Source organism: Streptomyces tibetensis (assembly GCF_007655005.1).
Classification (GTDB): domain Bacteria; phylum Actinomycetota; class Actinomycetes; order Streptomycetales; family Streptomycetaceae; genus Streptomyces; species Streptomyces tibetensis.
Genome location: NZ_SZVW01000014.1, coordinates 186,452 through 199,761, shown reverse-complemented (window position 1 = coordinate 199,761; position 13,310 = coordinate 186,452). Strand labels below are relative to the sequence as shown.

Below are 13,310 nucleotides of genomic sequence, written 5' to 3'. Positions count from 1 at the left end.
CCGCCGGGTTCCGATCGCGCCCCTGACCGGATCCGGCGACCATGGCAGGAGCAGACACCGCCGACGTCACACGCCCGCCGAACCGGGAGGTGACCACGCTGCACACCGTGCTCCCCGTCGTGTTCGCGATCTGCGCCGCCTTCAGCAACGCGGTCGCGACCGTGCTGCAGCGCAAGGCGGCGCTCACCGTGCCCGCCTCCCAGGGGTTGCGGGCCGGGCTGATCGTCGATCTGCTGCGCCGGCCCGTATGGCTGGCCGGCATCGTCGCGGTGATCGGCGCCGCCGTCTGCCAGGCGCTGGCGCTGGCCACCGGGCCGCTGACCATCGTGCAGCCGCTGTTCGTGCTGGAGCTGCCGCTCACCCTGATCGTCGCCTCTGTACTGATGCACCGGCACCTGCCGGGGAGGGGCTGGCTGGCCGTCACGGTGGTGGTGGCCGGTCTGGCGGTCGCGCTCGCCGCCGCCTCCCCCGCTGGCAACCGCACCCATGTGGCGCTGGACCGCTGGATTCCCGCGCTCGCCGTGTGCGCGGGGGCGGTAGCAGCGCTCGCGGTCGCGGCCCTCCGGCGGCCCGAGGGCCGGGCCCGGGCGGCCTGCCTGGGTGCCGCGACGGCGATCAGCTACGCGGTGACCGCGGCACTGATGAAGGCCGCCACCCACATCCTCGACGAGCAGGGCCTCGTGGCCTTCCTCACCGCCTGGCAGACCTACGCCTTCGCCGCCACCGGCGTGTGCGCGCTGTTCCTGCTGGAGAACGCCATGCAGGCCGGCCCCCTGGTCGCCTCGCAGCCCGCGCTCACCCTCGGCGACGCCCTGGTGAGCTTCGCCCTCGGCATCACCCTGTACGAGGAGACCATCCGCTCCGGTTGGTGGCTGCTGCCCCAGCTGATCGGCGTCGCGCTGATCGCTGCCGGGGTGCTCGCGCTGGCGCGCATTCCGTTCACACAGTCGCTGGTGGCTCCCGACGACGAGCGCGAGACCGCTGCGGCGCCCTGACCCCAGGTTCACGACGGGACGCCGCGACGAGCAGGCGGATCATCACCGACGGGGCCGAAGGCACCTTGGCCGAGGGCAGCGGAACCGTGGCCGCGCGTGCCGTCGGGCCCGGTTTTCGCCGCTCACCCGTCCGGCTGGCACCGCGGGCACCACACCGTGCCCCGGCCCGCCATACGGGTCCGGCGCAGCCCGGCGCCGCACCGCGGGCACCTCGGGGCACGGTCGTCCCGGTGGCCGGTGAGCCAGGAGTCACGCGGCGGTACGCAACCGGCGGTGACGGACGAGCGCAGCGTGCGGCGCATCTCCCTGTACAGGCGACGGCGGTCCTCCGGAGTGAGATCACGCGCCCCGTGGTCGGGGCGCAGCCGGGCCCGCCACAGGATCTCGTCGGCGAGCAGATTGCCGAGCCCGGCGACCACGGACTGGTCGGTGAGGGCCGTCTTGAGGTGCCCCCGGCGTGACGAGAGCACCTCCTCGAACTCTGCCCTGTCCACCGTCAGCGCATCGGGCCCCTGCCTGCGCAGCAGCCGGTCGACGTCGGACTCGTCGTGGGCCAGCCACAGGCCCTGCAGTTTGCGCTGGTCACGAAAGCGCAGCTGGCGGCCGCCGCCCAGGGTGAACAGGACGCGGTCATGCGTCTCGAGGGGATCATCGACATGCCCGCAGACCAGCCGCCCGGTCATGCCGAAGTGCAGGACGAGGGTAGGGCCGCCGGTACGGGCCAGCAGCCACTTGCCGTGCCGCTCCGGCGTACCGAACCGCCGCCCTTCGAGTGCGTCCCGCAGCCTCCGGGTGTCGACGCCGTGCAGAACACCCGGGTCCCGCACGTCGACCCGGCGGATCACGCGTCCCTTCGCGCAGGACTCGAGCACCTGCCGGAAGCCCTCGACATCGGGCAGCTCGGGCACGACCGGCGCGTCAGGTTTCCTGCAGGACGGAGAGCACGTTCCCCGCCGGGTCGGTGAACCAGGCGATCAGCGGGCCGCCACCGCGGAAGATGCCCTTGTCGTCCGCCTTGAGATGGTCGTAGCGCTCGAAACGCACCCCTCTCCTGCCCAGCTCGTCGACCGCGGCCTCGATGTCGTCGACCGGAAAGTTGAGGATGGTGAACGTCGCCGGTGTGTGGTCCGGCTTGGGGTAGACCAGGGTGTCCCGGTCACCCGCGATGTGCAGGATCAGCAGCCCGTTCTCCTCCGACACCCGGATCCCGAGCGTGTCGGCGTAGAACGCCTTGGCCGCGTCGATGTCGTCCACCGAGAACCCGCTGAACGCCTTCGTCGTACCGAACATGGTCGCCTCCCGGACACAGTCTCCTCAGGCTGTGACCCCGGCGCATCCGGAAAGTCATCGGTCGACGGGCCGCCCGGCGGTGCCGCCGACCGCCGGGTCACCCGGCCGGCCGCCGGCTTCTGCGGCGGAGCCGGCTCAGCAGGCCTTGCGGAGGGGTACAGCCCGAGGGCGCGGGCCGCTTCGCCGCCGGGGCGGGGGACGAGGCGGGGCATTGTGCCGCTGATCGCGTGCTCCAGGGTGGGACAAGCAGCCTCGAACCTCGTCGCGGTGCCGGGGGTGAGGTGGGGGACTCTGATGCTGATGGCGGTGCCGGAGAAGGTGCCTTCGTTTCGTGGTCGTGCCGGCGGGCCGTCTCCATCGTGTGGGCCAGGTCCGCGCGGAACCAGGCCACCTCGTCCGGTTCGCTCGCCGTCATCAGCGTCTCGGCCAGCTCGGCGGTGGGTGAACCGGGGGTGCCGTGCACCGGGAACCGGGGGCGGCGGCGGGCCAGGCGGGCTCGCTCTTCGGGGTCCTGGACGACGTCCGCCACGTCGGCCGGGTCGAGGAGGGAGGCGACCGCTGCCGCGTGGGCCCACGGGTCGTCGCCGGCCTGGCGTGTCAGGAACCCGACGTGACGTCCCCGCCAGTTGCGGGGCCGACGGTCCATTCCGGCCTTCACCCCTTCCCGGATCTCCAGGGGTGCGCGACGGGCGGTCAGCAGCCGGGCGTTGCTCCTCTCGGCCGCGAACTGCCGCAGTTCTTCGGCCAGATACAGCCAGACGACGGTCCGATAGCGATTCAGGTAGAACGTCACAGGAACCAGCAGGCCGTAGCGCGCGAGGCTCGTGAACCTGGTCGGCGCCACCCCCATGAGCTCGGCGCCTTCCGCGGTGCCGGCGGTCGCGACGCGTTCGCGCAGGGCGCCCGGGAAACCGTCCCCTGAGCGCAGCCGGTCGATCTCGGCCCGGGCCACATGCCTGCCCCCGCCTCCTTCGTCGGGAACGGTCCGGATGAGCCCCAGGTTCACCGCGAGGTCGAACTCGCGCCGCTTGAGTCCCAGTTCACGGGCGGCCCGGCTCGGGGCGCAGGTGCTGCGGTCGGGTGTCGTGCTGATACGTGTCATGGTCGGTCTCCCCCGTGGAGTCAGCGGCTCACGCCGTGTGCGGTGGCCGCGTGCAGTGGCCTCGCGCGATGGCCGTTTCCGATGGCCGTTTCCGATGGCCGTTCGCGGTGGCCGTGAAAAAACCGTAGCCGCTTCGGCGGATCTTGTGGCGAGCCTGTGGATAACTCCACGGGGGATGACGAACGTGCCGGTCAGAGGTCTGTGATCGGCTTCGGTTCGGGCTGGCGCGCATCGACGTCGAGACGCTCGCCGACCCGGTTGACCAGCAGTGTCATCTCGTAGGCGATCTGGCCGATGTCGGCCTCGGCGCCGCTGAGGACGCACAGACAGCTGCCCGCGCCGGCCGCGGTCACGAACAGCACCGCGTCGTCGAACTCGATCATCGTCTGCCGTACGCTGCCCGCACCGAAGTGCCGTCCGGAGCCCTTGGCCAGGCTGTGCAGCCCGGACGACACGGCCGCGAGGTGCTCGGCGTCCTCGCGGCGCAGTCCGGTGCTCGCGCCGGTCACCAGGCCGTCGTTGGACAGGACCAGTGCGTGCCGCACTTCGTGGACGCGCTCGGTCAAGTCGTCCAGCAGCCAGTCGAGTCCCTGGTTCTGCGCCATCTTCCGTTCTCCCCGTTTTCTCCCCGTGCGGATTTCCTCCTGACCGGAGGATCTCCTTGTCAGCCTTCCCCACGACCGCGGTCGGGGCAAGGAGGATGGAAGCCATGGCAGAGAAGATGACCGACGCGCAATGGCGGGAGTTCGTTTCCCACGGAACCCGCACCGCAAAGCTCTCCACGGTCCGGGCCGACGGCAGCCCGCACGTGGTTCCGATCTGGTTCCTTCTGGACGGCGACGAGGTGGTGTTCAACACCGGCGAGAACAGCGTGAAGGGGCGCAACATCGTCCGGGACTGCCGGATCGCCCTGTGCGTGGACGACGACCGGCCGCCGTACTCCTTCGTGGTACTGCGAGGCCGGGCCCGCGTCTCGGAGGACCTCGACGAGATACGGCACTGGGCGACCCGGATCGGCGCCCGGTACATGGGCGAGGAGCGCGCCGAGGAGTTCGGCGCGCGCAACGGCGTCCCCGGCGAACTCCTCGTCCGTGTCACCGTCGACAGGGTGCTGGCGGAGCGGGACGTCGCGAACTGACCGCAGGGGCCCCGTCCTCGCTCAGCCGACCGAGTCGAGCAGCCGGGCGGTGTGCATCCGCCCGGCGTACTCGACGAGCCGGATCAGCACCTCCTTTCCCGAGTCGCGGTCACGGGCGTCGCACAGCACCACGGGGGTGCCCCTGTCGAGGTCGAGTGCGCGCGAGACGTCCGGGGCGCCGTGCCGGCGGGCGCCCGCGAAGCAGTTGACGGCCACGACGAACGGGATACGCCGGTGCTCGAAGTAGTCGACCGCGGGGAAGCAGTCCTCCAGACGGCGGGTGTCGGCGAGGACGACCGCACCGAGCGCCCCCTGCGACAACTCGTCCCACAGGAACCAGAAGCGGTCCTGGCCCGGCGTGCCGAACAGGTACAGGGAGAGGCCGGACCGGATGGTGATGCGTCCGAAGTCCATGGCGACGGTCGTGGTGGTCTTGTGGTCCACGCCGTCGGTGTCGTCCACCGACTGCCCCGCTTCGCTCAGGAGTTCCTCGGTGCGCAGCGGCCGGATCTCGCTGACGGCGCCCACCAGGGTGGTCTTGCCCACGCCGAATCCGCCGGCGACCAGAATCTTCAACGCCAGCGCGGCGGTCTCGCCGTCCGGGGCGTCGGAGTGCTCGGAGACCATTGATCACTTCTCTCAGGAGTGCCGGGTGTCAGGAGTGCCGTGCGGGGAGAGTCCGGGGGTCGGGAGTGCCGGGTGCTGGGCGTGCGCGGGTGGTGCGGTTTCCGTCGGTGCGTCGGGGCTACAGCGCTCTCAGGCCGTCGATCACCTCGCGCAGGATGCGTTCGTCGGGCAGCTGCGCCGGGGGGACGGGACGGCTGACGGTGACACAGCCGAGTTCCAGGAGATCGCCGAGGAGGACCCTGACCACACCGACGGGCAGGTCCGCGCCTGCGGCGAGTTCGGCGACCGACTGGGTCTCCGGGCGGCACAGGTCGATGAGGTTGCGGTGTTCCGGGCCGAGCGGGGCGTCGTCCACCCCGGGTGCCCCCGGGTCCAGCGTGACCAGGGCGATGAGGTCGAACCGTACGCCGGTGGGGCCGGGCCGGGTGCGTCCGCCCGTCATGGCGTAGGGGCGGACCAGCGGGCCGGCCTCGTTGTCGTACCAGTGGCTGCCCTGCTCGTGCGGGGTGCCCGTCATGTCCTCGGTCATCTGCACGGACCGTTCTCCCGGTTCATCCGGCGACGGGTGGCCGCGCGGCCGTGCGGGGCGCCGTGCCGAGGTGCTCGCCGACGCGTTTGACCAGGCGGGCCATCTCGTAGGCCACGAGGCCGATGTCGGCGGTGACGGCGGTGAGGAGGGCGAGGCAGGAGCCGTCGCCCGCGGCGGCCACGAACAGGAAGCCCTCGTCCATCTCCACCATGGTCTGGCGGACGCCGCCGGCACCGAAGTGCCGTCCCGCGCCCTTGGCGAGGCTGTGGAAACCCGAGGCGACCGCCGCGAGGTGCTCGGCGTCCTCGCGGCGCAGGCCGGACGAAGCGCCCACGGCGAGGCCGTCGTTGGACAGCACCACGGCGTGCCGGATGTCGCTCACGCGGAGCACCAGATCATCCAGCAGCCAGTCGAGTTCGCCGGATGGCCGGGCGGACTGTGTGCTCGGATCCTGGATCATGCGGGGTCTCCTTCGCTGCTGTCGCTGCCCGTCGCGGGGCCGGGAGTGGTGCCGCGGCCGGGTCGCCTCCCGCCGCCGCGCGCCCAGCCGTCGCGGTAGGCGGCCATGCGGTCGCGTACGAGTTCGGGTGTTCGCTCGTCGTCCAGGGGGGCGGGCACGGGCGGCTGTTCCTCAGGGCGCCCGTCGCGCAGTTGGGGAGCGAGGCTGGCCTGACGTACGCGGCGCGGAAGGTCGTCGTAGTCTTCGGGCTGCTGCGGTGGGCGGTGCAGTCGCAAGGTGGCGACTCCTGGGGGTGGGGTCTGGCTCGGGGTCTCCAGGTGACGCGGGCCGTCCGCGTGACCTGAGGTTTCCTCGTGTCGCGAAGCCTCAGCGCGACGGGAGGGATCCGCGTGGGGCGAGGTCTCGGACTCCGCGGCGGATGGCACGGGGGCCACGAGGGCCCGCCTGTCGCTTCGGGCGGGGACGGCGTCCTGGAGCGGTGTGTCGTCGGGCACGCGCGCGTAGGCGCGTTCCTCGGACTGCCGCGCGCGTTCCACCGCTTCGGGGGAGCGTGGTGCCGCGCCCGTGTGAAGGAGACCGGTGGGCAGCAGGACGACCGCTGTGGTGCCGCCGTACGGGGAGGTCCTCAAGTGGACCTTGACGTCGTGCCGGGCGGCGAGCCTGCTGACCACGAACAGGCCGAGCCGGTCGCTGTCGAACAGGTCGAGGGCCTCCGACTGGGCGATGCGGCGGTTGGCTTCCGCGAGGGTCTCGTTGCCCATGCCGAGGCCGCGGTCCTCGACCTCGACGGCGTAGCCGTTGCCGACGGGTTCGCCGGTGACGCGCACTCGCGTGTGGGGCGGGGAGAACTGGGCGGCGTTCTCGATGATCTCGGCCAGCAGATGGGTGAGGTCGGCGACGGCCGCGCCGGCGACGGCCGCCTCGGGGAGTTGCCGTACCTCCACGCGCGCGTAGTCCTCCACTTCGGAGACGGCCGCGCGGACCACGTTCGTCAGGGAGACCGGCATGCGCCAGGCCCGGCCCGGGGCGGCCCCGGAGAGGATGATCAGGCTCTCCGCGTGACGCCTCATACGGGTGGTGAGGTGGTCGAGGCGGAAGAGGTCGCTCAGCTCGTTGGGATCGTCGGAGCGGCGTTCCATGCTGTCGAGGAGGGCCAGCTGCCGGTGGACGAGGATCTGGCTGCGGCGGGCGAGGTTGACGAAGACGCCGGAGATTCCGCTGGCGAGTTCGGCGCGTTCCACGGCAGCCCGCAGCGCCGCTCGGTGCACGGTGGTGAGGGCCTCGGCGACCTGCCCCGTCTCGTCCTCCGCGGGCGCTCCCGGCGGTGCCTCCGCGCCGATGTCGATCTCATCGCCCGCGCGCAGTCTGCGCATGGCGTCGGGCAGTTTGCGCCGGGCGATCTCCAGGGCGCTGTTGCGCAGGCCTTCCAGTTCCACCACGAGGCCGCGGCCGATGCGCACGGAGATGACGAGCGAGGCGGCGACGGCGGCGAGGCCGAGCAGGACGGCGGCGCCGGCCGGGGTGAGCAGTCCTCGGGTGAACGGGTCGGCGCGGTCGGCGACCCCGCGTGCCGCGTCGTCCTCGATGGTGCGCATGCCGTTCCGGACGCGCGCGTGTGCCGTGTTCCAACTGCTCTCGGGTGCCGCTTCGACCGCCTTTGCGCCCGGCCCCCGGGTGAGGACGACGTCCTCGGCGTCGCCCAGGCCGGCGTAGGCGCTGCTGTCGGCGAGGGCCTCCCATGCGGAGCGTTCGACGCCGCTCAGGTCCTCGACGGCCGACTCGGTGAGCGTACGGCGCAGGGCGACGGCGCCCGTGAAGAGCCGCAGCCGCTCCCCCGTCAGGGTGCCGTCCAGACGGGCGCTCGCCAGCAGCGCGTCCTCCTGGGCCAGCGCCTCGCCCGCGCGGGCCAGTTCGAGCAGCACGCGCGCGTCGGATCCGAGGTCGGCGTCCCGGATGCCGGTGAGGGCGCCCCCGACGCCGAACGCGGCCGAGATGGTCCGGGTGTAGCGGTCGTACGTCTCGGCCCAGCCGGCGCGCCGGTCCCGTACCGCGGTGCGCAGGGGCCGCAGTCGCTCGGCACCGGAGACGAACGTCTTCAGCCGCTGGGCGACTCCGGCGGGCAGTTCCCCGCTGTCGGCGACGGTGGTGCCCTGCCCGAGCCGTAGTTTCGCGACGGCCCGGTCGGTGCGCCGGGCCAGCTCGTCCAGTTCCCCGGTCCGGACGGCGGACGGGTCGGTGGCGTGACGTACGGCGGCGGCGCGTTCGGCCTGGAGGGCGGAGACGGCGGCGGAGACGGGGGCGCGGACGGTGGCGTCCACGCGCTGCACCTGCCGGAGCCGGGAGACGTCCTGGGCGGTGGTGACGGTGGCGTATCCCCACAGGGCCAGGAGGGAGACGACCGGCACCATCAGCAGGCAGACGATCTTGGCGCGTACGGTGCGGGGGCGTATGTGCCACCGCTCCGCGCGCGCGGGCGCCTCGTCCGGCGCGGCGTCCGAGGGCGTGTCGGGGCTCTCGTCGGCCGGGGGCCCGGCGTGCGCGCGGCGTCCGCGCACGGGAGGGGACGGCGCCTCGGCGCCGGCTGTGGGGGTCCTACGGGGTGTGCGCATGGACTCCTCGCTCGGGAGTGGGTCGGAGGGCTGAGGGCCGGCGTCCTGGCAGGGGCGCCCGTGAAGCTCGGAGCGCATGGCCCGACCTGGAGGGGGACTGTCCATGCGGGTGGGTGGGTGCGCCACCGCCGTCCGGTCCGTCGAGACGGCCCCTCCTCGGCCGCCGGGGCGCGCTCGATGCGAGGCATGCCCTGGCCCCCCGGGCCGCTCGGCAGCGGTCTGCGGTCTCGGGCCGCCGCGTGGCTAGGGGGCGGCGCTCTGGACCGGGCTCTGAGCCGAGGCGGACGCCGCACGCTCCCCCGCTGTCGGCGACAGCGCGACGAAGGCCGACGTCAGGAAGAGGTAGGAGCCGAGGCCGACGGCGAGGGGGAAGATGAACTGCATCGCCGAGGCCCCGGGCAGGGCCTGTCCGGAGGGTGTGACGCGCACGCCCACCGCGAACATCCCGGTGTAGTGCATGCTGCTGACGGCGGCGCCCATGATCAGGGAGGCGATGGTGACCGCCACGGGCGACTTGATGTTGAGGGCGGCCCACAGGGCCGCCGTGGCTGCGACGACCGCGATCAGCACGGAGAGTGCGACGAGCAGCGGGTCGTAGGTCACGTCGCCGTGCAGCCGGACGGCAGCCATGCCCAGGTAGTGCATGCTCGCGACGCCGAGGCCGGTGGTGAGGCCGCCGGCGAGCAGGGCGCGGCCGCGGTCCTTGCCATAGCCGACGGCGAAGACACCGGCGCAGACGACGACCATGGCGACGAGCAGACTCAGCAGCGTGAGCGGCACGTCGTAGCGGATGTCGGTGCCGGTGACGCCGAAACCGAGCATGGCCACGAAGTGCATGGTCCAGATGCCGGTGCCGATCGCCGAGGCGGCGGTGACGAGCCAGTTGCGGCGCGAGCGCCCGGTGGTCGCGAGCGCGCGGACGGTGCAGCGCAGACCGAGCGCGGCGCCTATGCAGGCCATCACGTACGACAGTACGGGGGTCAGCCACCCCAGGGCTGCGTGGTCCAGGTGTCCCATGGCCCCGGGACGCTAGACCCGGCACCGGCGCCCGAAGGGGGCGCATTTCGAAAGGTGTTGGAATATGACCCAAGGCTGTACCGGAACGATCGGGTCACGCTCGAACGTGTGCACTGAGGCGTCATCCGTGCCGGTGAGGAATCATGCGGTACATGAGCGACGAGCAGACGCGTGTCCAGGATTTCTTCACCGCCCGCGCCGCCGACTGGGACAGCCGTTTCCCCGACGACGGTCCGGCCTACGCGGCCGCGGTCGCCGAGCTCGGACTGCGTACGGGCGACCGGGTGCTGGACGCGGGGTGCGGCACCGGGCGCGCCCTGCCGCCCCTGCGAACCGCCGTGGGGCCATCGGGAGTGGTCCTCGGGGCCGATCTGACGCCGGCCATGCTGCGGGAGGCCGTGCGGGCCGGACGGGACCGTGACGGGCAGTTGCTGCTCACGGACGTCGCCGCGCTGCCCCTGCGCTCGCGGTCGTTGGACGCCGTGTTCGGAGCGGGCCTCATCTCGCACCTGGGAAGCCCGGCCGAGGACCTGCGGGAGCTGGCACGCGTGGTGCGCCCCGGTGGGGTGCTGGCGCTGTTCCACCCGATCGGCAGGGCGGCTCTTGCGGCACGCCACGGCCGCCCGCTCACCCCACAGGACCTGCGTGCCGAGCCCAACCTCCGCCCACTGCTGGCCGGTTCGGGGTGGCGCCTGACGTCGTATGTCGACGAGGACTCCCGTTTCCTGGCGCTCGCCGTGCGCGAGGACTGAGCCTCCGCGTCGCGCTGCCCGGGCGTCCGGCGTCGGGTCGCCCCGCCCGGGCACCCGACATGGCCGCTTCGCCGACCATCCGGCGCCGTCACCCCGCCTGGGCGCCCCCGCCGCATCACCCGGCCTGGGCGTCCGGCTCCGCGTGCCGCACGGGACAGCCCCGGACGCCCGGGACCGGGCGGGTGCCCAGGTCGGCGATCCGGTAGCCGTACGGGTACCCCTTGATCTCCCGGTTCTGGCGGGCGAAGTGCGGGGTGCGCCGGGGCGGCAGCAGTCGGACGGCGCGGCCCCGGAGCCGGACGGCGCGCCGCACCCACGCTCGCGTGGTGGCACTCGGCGGGGTGTAGCGGAAGGCGTGCAGCAGCGAGTCGTCGAGCAGCGCGAGGGTCGTGGTGCGCAGCAGGGGCGCGAGGGGGCCGGGGTACCAGGAGGCCATCAGGCCCAGCGTGGCGTCCGAGACGCGCCGGGCGTCCTCGTCCCAGGCGAAGTGGGCGGCCTCGTACGAGTCGAGGCAGCTCTCGAACTCCTCGTAGGTCTCGGGGATGTCCTTGATTCCCATGTGCCGGCCCAGAGTGCGGTAGTGGACCGTACTGGCGACGATCTCGTGGCGTGACATCCTGCGCCAGCCATAGGCGTCGATCCACCGCTTGGGCATCACGACGAAGGTGCAGAGCACGTAGCGCATGTCGTCGTCGCTGATGTCGTAGCTGCGGTGCATCTGGTTGATGCGGCGGATCGCGGTCCTGCCCTGCTCACTGCCGAAACCGTGCTCGACGATGGTGTCCAGCAGCAGCGAGGTGTCGTCGTAGCGCTTCTGCGTCCGGTCCGTGAGCTCTGCCGTGCGCGCGAGCAGCCTGCCGATGCCGGGGACGGCGTACGTGCGGTACAGGGCCAGCTCCAGGGCGCGTGTGAAGTCCCAGGGGAACTCGTAGGCGACGCTGAGCCGGTAGATCTCCGTGGCCTCCTCGTACGGGTCCATCCGCCGGATCTGTTCGAGCCGTGAGAATCGCTTCACCGTGCCGTCCCCCTTCTGCCACAGGTCCTGCAACTTTACGTTGGTGACCGGGAGATGAACGACCGGGCACAACAGAGGCAGGGGGAAGGTGGTCAGCATGTGGGGCAGGTTCCGCAGAGCCGGGGGAAGGGTCGCCGATGTCTTGCGCACGGAGCCGAAAGCCGGTGGGGACAAGCGTCCGCACAATCTTTTCGAGGCGGCGGCGGCCTATGTCACGGCCTCCGTGGAGAACGACCCGGAGCGCGCCGACGAAGCGGCCGGCTGGGTGTCGCCGGAGGCGCTGTCGTTCGGCGTGAACGAGCTGGCCAGCCGGGCCGTGGTCGCACTGGCCCGTGAGCGCGGCCAGTCGCCGGAGACCGTGGCCCGCGGGTTGCTGGGGCTGCCGGGAGCATGATGTGCACCTCCAGGACGGCCGATTCGCCCCGTCCGCCGGAAAACTGCAGCTCCGAGTGCGCCTGCGAGACCGTGACAAGGGGCTTGCGGGCGCATTAGGGTGCGCGCCGGTGGACGAACCGATGGGGAGGCTGGGATGGCCGGGACGGATGAGGAAGCCGTCGCCGCCGCGGACGATGCGCTCTATGTGCTCACGGCGGTGCTGCTGACGCCGGCGAAGTTCCCGAGCGTGCTGGGCGACGACTATCCCGAGGCATGCGCGGCGCTCGGCCTCGCGCCGCTCGCCGACGGGTACGGGCTGGTGCTCGGCCAGGACGGTGAGGGCGCCCGGTGGACGGTGGCCATCGACGACGTCTCGCTGGTGGCCGTCGCGATCGCGTCCTGGGACTGCGGCATGGAGTACGAGCTGTCGCCCGACGAGCGCACGGTCGTCGCGGCCCTGCCCGGATGGCCTCTCGCGGTCGCCGTCGCGGCCCCCGGGGTGCCCGCGCCGCACGATCCGGGTCCGGAGGCCGACGACCGGCCCCCGCTGGCCCCGCCGGACACCGGTGTCTGGGGCCCCGCCCAGCGGCGTCTGGGCGCGGACGAGATCGCGCTGCAGTGGGCGACCTGGCGGGAGCAGGTCGCCGACGCGGGGTTCCCGGCGCCGCAGCCCTCTGAGGCCTCCGGGTCCCCGGGAGGCGTCGGGGGCGGCGCGACCGACGGTCCTGACGGGCGCGGGTCGGCCGGCGGTCCGGACGGGCACGGGGAGAACGGGCGGCAAGGTGGCCACAGCGGCATCCGGCGCGTTCTCGCGGAGGCCCGCACCTATATCGACTCGCCGCCGCCGCTGGGCCGGGTCAGGTCGTCCTTCGCGCCGGGTGACGCCCGGACCCTGCGGGCCGACGGTCCGGGCTGGTCGCTCGTCGCGCGGACCGACGACATCGCGTTCGTACTGCTCGACGAGGAGCCCGGCGAGGTCCTGCCGGTGGGCAGGGGGCCGGAACTGCCGAGTCTCCTGGAGGCACTGGACAAGATGGCCGTACGGCCGAACTGAGCCGGTGCGGCCGGGCCCCTTGCGGCGCCCGGCCGGGCCGTGCGGAGCCGGGGCCTCAGCGGCCGAGTTCCTTGCGGGTGGCGCGGCGCAGCCTGCGCCGCTGCGATGGGTCGAGCGTGAGGTACGCGGCGGCCGGGACTCCCAGAATGATCAGGAGCGATGCCCACCAGGGCAGCCAGATCAGCAGGATGAGCCCGACCGCCACACCGCCCGCGGCGATCTTGGCGTTCTTCGACATGACTGTCGCCTCCTTCGCGGCCGCTGCCGCTCTCTGTCTCGAAAACGGTCCCGCCTCCACGGCGGTTCCGGACCGCGACCCTGAGACATCCCTGAGGTGCGACCCCGAC

Annotated in this window: 16 protein-coding genes; 5 read left to right on the top strand and 11 right to left on the bottom strand. The window is 72.6% G+C overall.

Features of this window, described 5'->3' with window-relative positions; genetic code table 11:
• Positions 1 to 41 precede the first annotated feature (41 nt).
• Positions 42 to 995, top strand: a complete 954-nt coding sequence (locus FDO69_RS24625; protein WP_234388067.1) for a DMT family transporter — start codon at positions 42 to 44, stop codon at positions 993 to 995.
• 122 nt (positions 996 to 1,117) lie between these two features.
• Here the strand turns inward: FDO69_RS24625 and FDO69_RS24620 are convergent, their stop codons facing one another.
• The 4 genes from FDO69_RS24620 to FDO69_RS24605 form a co-directional block, all read right to left on the bottom strand.
• Positions 1,118 to 1,903: an Fpg/Nei family DNA glycosylase gene (locus FDO69_RS24620; protein WP_104782024.1), complete on the bottom strand. Its 786-nt coding sequence runs from the start codon at positions 1,901 to 1,903 to the stop codon at positions 1,118 to 1,120.
• A gap of 10 nt (positions 1,904 to 1,913) precedes the next feature.
• Positions 1,914 to 2,285 (bottom strand): VOC family protein, encoded by a 372-nt coding sequence (locus tag FDO69_RS24615; protein ID WP_104782023.1) that lies wholly within the window; start codon positions 2,283 to 2,285, stop codon positions 1,914 to 1,916.
• A gap of 97 nt (positions 2,286 to 2,382) precedes the next feature.
• Positions 2,383 to 3,387 carry a DUF6397 family protein gene (locus FDO69_RS24610; RefSeq protein WP_234388066.1) on the bottom strand — a complete coding sequence of 335 codons (1,005 nt, stop codon included), beginning with the start codon at positions 3,385 to 3,387 and terminating at the stop codon, positions 2,383 to 2,385.
• A 191-nt stretch (positions 3,388 to 3,578) separates the two neighbouring features.
• Positions 3,579 to 3,992, bottom strand: coding sequence for a roadblock/LC7 domain-containing protein (locus FDO69_RS24605; protein ID WP_104782022.1), 414 nt, complete (start codon positions 3,990 to 3,992; stop codon positions 3,579 to 3,581).
• 104 nt (positions 3,993 to 4,096) lie between these two features.
• Between FDO69_RS24605 and FDO69_RS24600 the strand changes: the two genes are divergently transcribed.
• Positions 4,097 to 4,525, top strand: coding sequence for a PPOX class F420-dependent oxidoreductase (locus FDO69_RS24600; protein ID WP_104782021.1), 429 nt, complete (start codon positions 4,097 to 4,099; stop codon positions 4,523 to 4,525).
• Between the two features lie 21 nt (positions 4,526 to 4,546).
• On the opposite strand, the gene FDO69_RS24595 is transcribed toward FDO69_RS24600, so the two are convergent.
• The 5 genes from FDO69_RS24595 to FDO69_RS24575 all read right to left on the bottom strand — a co-directional run bounded on the left by FDO69_RS24595 (position 4,547) and on the right by FDO69_RS24575 (position 9,767).
• A complete protein-coding gene (locus tag FDO69_RS24595; protein ID WP_053674300.1) occupies positions 4,547 to 5,152 on the bottom strand; it encodes a GTP-binding protein in 606 nt (201 codons plus the stop codon).
• Positions 5,153 to 5,270: 118 nt separating this feature from the next.
• Complete coding sequence (locus tag FDO69_RS24590; RefSeq protein WP_104782020.1) at positions 5,271 to 5,681, bottom strand: DUF742 domain-containing protein; 411 nt, start codon at positions 5,679 to 5,681, stop codon at positions 5,271 to 5,273.
• 22 nt (positions 5,682 to 5,703) lie between these two features.
• Complete coding sequence (locus tag FDO69_RS24585; protein WP_104782019.1) at positions 5,704 to 6,141, bottom strand: roadblock/LC7 domain-containing protein; 438 nt, start codon at positions 6,139 to 6,141, stop codon at positions 5,704 to 5,706.
• Complete coding sequence (locus FDO69_RS24580; protein ID WP_104782018.1) at positions 6,138 to 8,750, bottom strand: nitrate- and nitrite sensing domain-containing protein; 2,613 nt, start codon at positions 8,748 to 8,750, stop codon at positions 6,138 to 6,140. The genes FDO69_RS24585 and FDO69_RS24580 overlap by 4 nt, the downstream gene beginning before the upstream one ends.
• 243 nt (positions 8,751 to 8,993) lie before the next feature.
• Positions 8,994 to 9,767 (bottom strand): MHYT domain-containing protein, encoded by a 774-nt coding sequence (locus tag FDO69_RS24575; RefSeq protein WP_104782017.1) that lies wholly within the window; start codon positions 9,765 to 9,767, stop codon positions 8,994 to 8,996.
• 152 nt (positions 9,768 to 9,919) lie between these two features.
• Between FDO69_RS24575 and FDO69_RS24570 the strand changes: the two genes are divergently transcribed.
• Complete coding sequence (locus FDO69_RS24570; RefSeq protein ID WP_104782092.1) at positions 9,920 to 10,519, top strand: class I SAM-dependent methyltransferase; 600 nt, start codon at positions 9,920 to 9,922, stop codon at positions 10,517 to 10,519.
• Between the two features lie 115 nt (positions 10,520 to 10,634).
• On the opposite strand, the gene FDO69_RS24565 is transcribed toward FDO69_RS24570, so the two are convergent.
• Positions 10,635 to 11,534, bottom strand: a complete 900-nt coding sequence (locus FDO69_RS24565; RefSeq protein WP_104782091.1) for an oxygenase MpaB family protein — start codon at positions 11,532 to 11,534, stop codon at positions 10,635 to 10,637.
• Positions 11,535 to 11,631: 97 nt separating this feature from the next.
• Between FDO69_RS24565 and FDO69_RS24560 the strand changes: the two genes are divergently transcribed.
• Positions 11,632 to 11,928, top strand: coding sequence for a hypothetical protein (locus tag FDO69_RS24560; RefSeq protein ID WP_104782016.1), 297 nt, complete (start codon positions 11,632 to 11,634; stop codon positions 11,926 to 11,928).
• Positions 11,929 to 12,063: 135 nt separating this feature from the next.
• A complete protein-coding gene (locus FDO69_RS24555) occupies positions 12,064 to 12,963 on the top strand; it encodes a hypothetical protein (protein WP_104782015.1) in 900 nt (299 codons plus the stop codon).
• Positions 12,964 to 13,018: 55 nt separating this feature from the next.
• Here FDO69_RS24555 and FDO69_RS24550 read toward each other — a convergent pair whose 3' ends face one another.
• Positions 13,019 to 13,201, bottom strand: a complete 183-nt coding sequence (locus FDO69_RS24550; protein WP_010040978.1) for a hypothetical protein — start codon at positions 13,199 to 13,201, stop codon at positions 13,019 to 13,021.
• Positions 13,202 to 13,310: the final 109 nt, after the last annotated feature.

What these genes read in the sequence shown, in the direction of transcription:
- FDO69_RS24585 (WP_104782019.1), bottom strand. Translation starts at nt 6,141, where the DNA reads ATGATCCAGGATCCGAGCACACAGTCCGCCCGGCCATCCGGCGAACTC.
- FDO69_RS24615 (WP_104782023.1), bottom strand. Translation starts at nt 2,285, where the DNA reads ATGTTCGGTACGACGAAGGCGTTCAGCGGGTTCTCGGTGGACGACATC.
- FDO69_RS24625 (WP_234388067.1), top strand. Translation starts at nt 42, where the DNA reads ATGGCAGGAGCAGACACCGCCGACGTCACACGCCCGCCGAACCGGGAG.
- FDO69_RS24570 (WP_104782092.1), top strand. Translation starts at nt 9,920, where the DNA reads ATGAGCGACGAGCAGACGCGTGTCCAGGATTTCTTCACCGCCCGCGCC.
- FDO69_RS24590 (WP_104782020.1), bottom strand. Translation starts at nt 5,681, where the DNA reads ATGACCGAGGACATGACGGGCACCCCGCACGAGCAGGGCAGCCACTGG.
- FDO69_RS24555 (WP_104782015.1), top strand. Translation starts at nt 12,064, where the DNA reads ATGGCCGGGACGGATGAGGAAGCCGTCGCCGCCGCGGACGATGCGCTC.
- FDO69_RS24575 (WP_104782017.1), bottom strand. Translation starts at nt 9,767, where the DNA reads ATGGGACACCTGGACCACGCAGCCCTGGGGTGGCTGACCCCCGTACTG.
- FDO69_RS24580 (WP_104782018.1), bottom strand. Translation starts at nt 8,750, where the DNA reads ATGCGCACACCCCGTAGGACCCCCACAGCCGGCGCCGAGGCGCCGTCC.
- FDO69_RS24605 (WP_104782022.1), bottom strand. Translation starts at nt 3,992, where the DNA reads ATGGCGCAGAACCAGGGACTCGACTGGCTGCTGGACGACTTGACCGAG.
- FDO69_RS24595 (WP_053674300.1), bottom strand. Translation starts at nt 5,152, where the DNA reads ATGGTCTCCGAGCACTCCGACGCCCCGGACGGCGAGACCGCCGCGCTG.
- FDO69_RS24560 (WP_104782016.1), top strand. Translation starts at nt 11,632, where the DNA reads ATGTGGGGCAGGTTCCGCAGAGCCGGGGGAAGGGTCGCCGATGTCTTG.
- FDO69_RS24600 (WP_104782021.1), top strand. Translation starts at nt 4,097, where the DNA reads ATGGCAGAGAAGATGACCGACGCGCAATGGCGGGAGTTCGTTTCCCAC.
- FDO69_RS24610 (WP_234388066.1), bottom strand. Translation starts at nt 3,387, where the DNA reads ATGACACGTATCAGCACGACACCCGACCGCAGCACCTGCGCCCCGAGC.
- FDO69_RS24550 (WP_010040978.1), bottom strand. Translation starts at nt 13,201, where the DNA reads ATGTCGAAGAACGCCAAGATCGCCGCGGGCGGTGTGGCGGTCGGGCTC.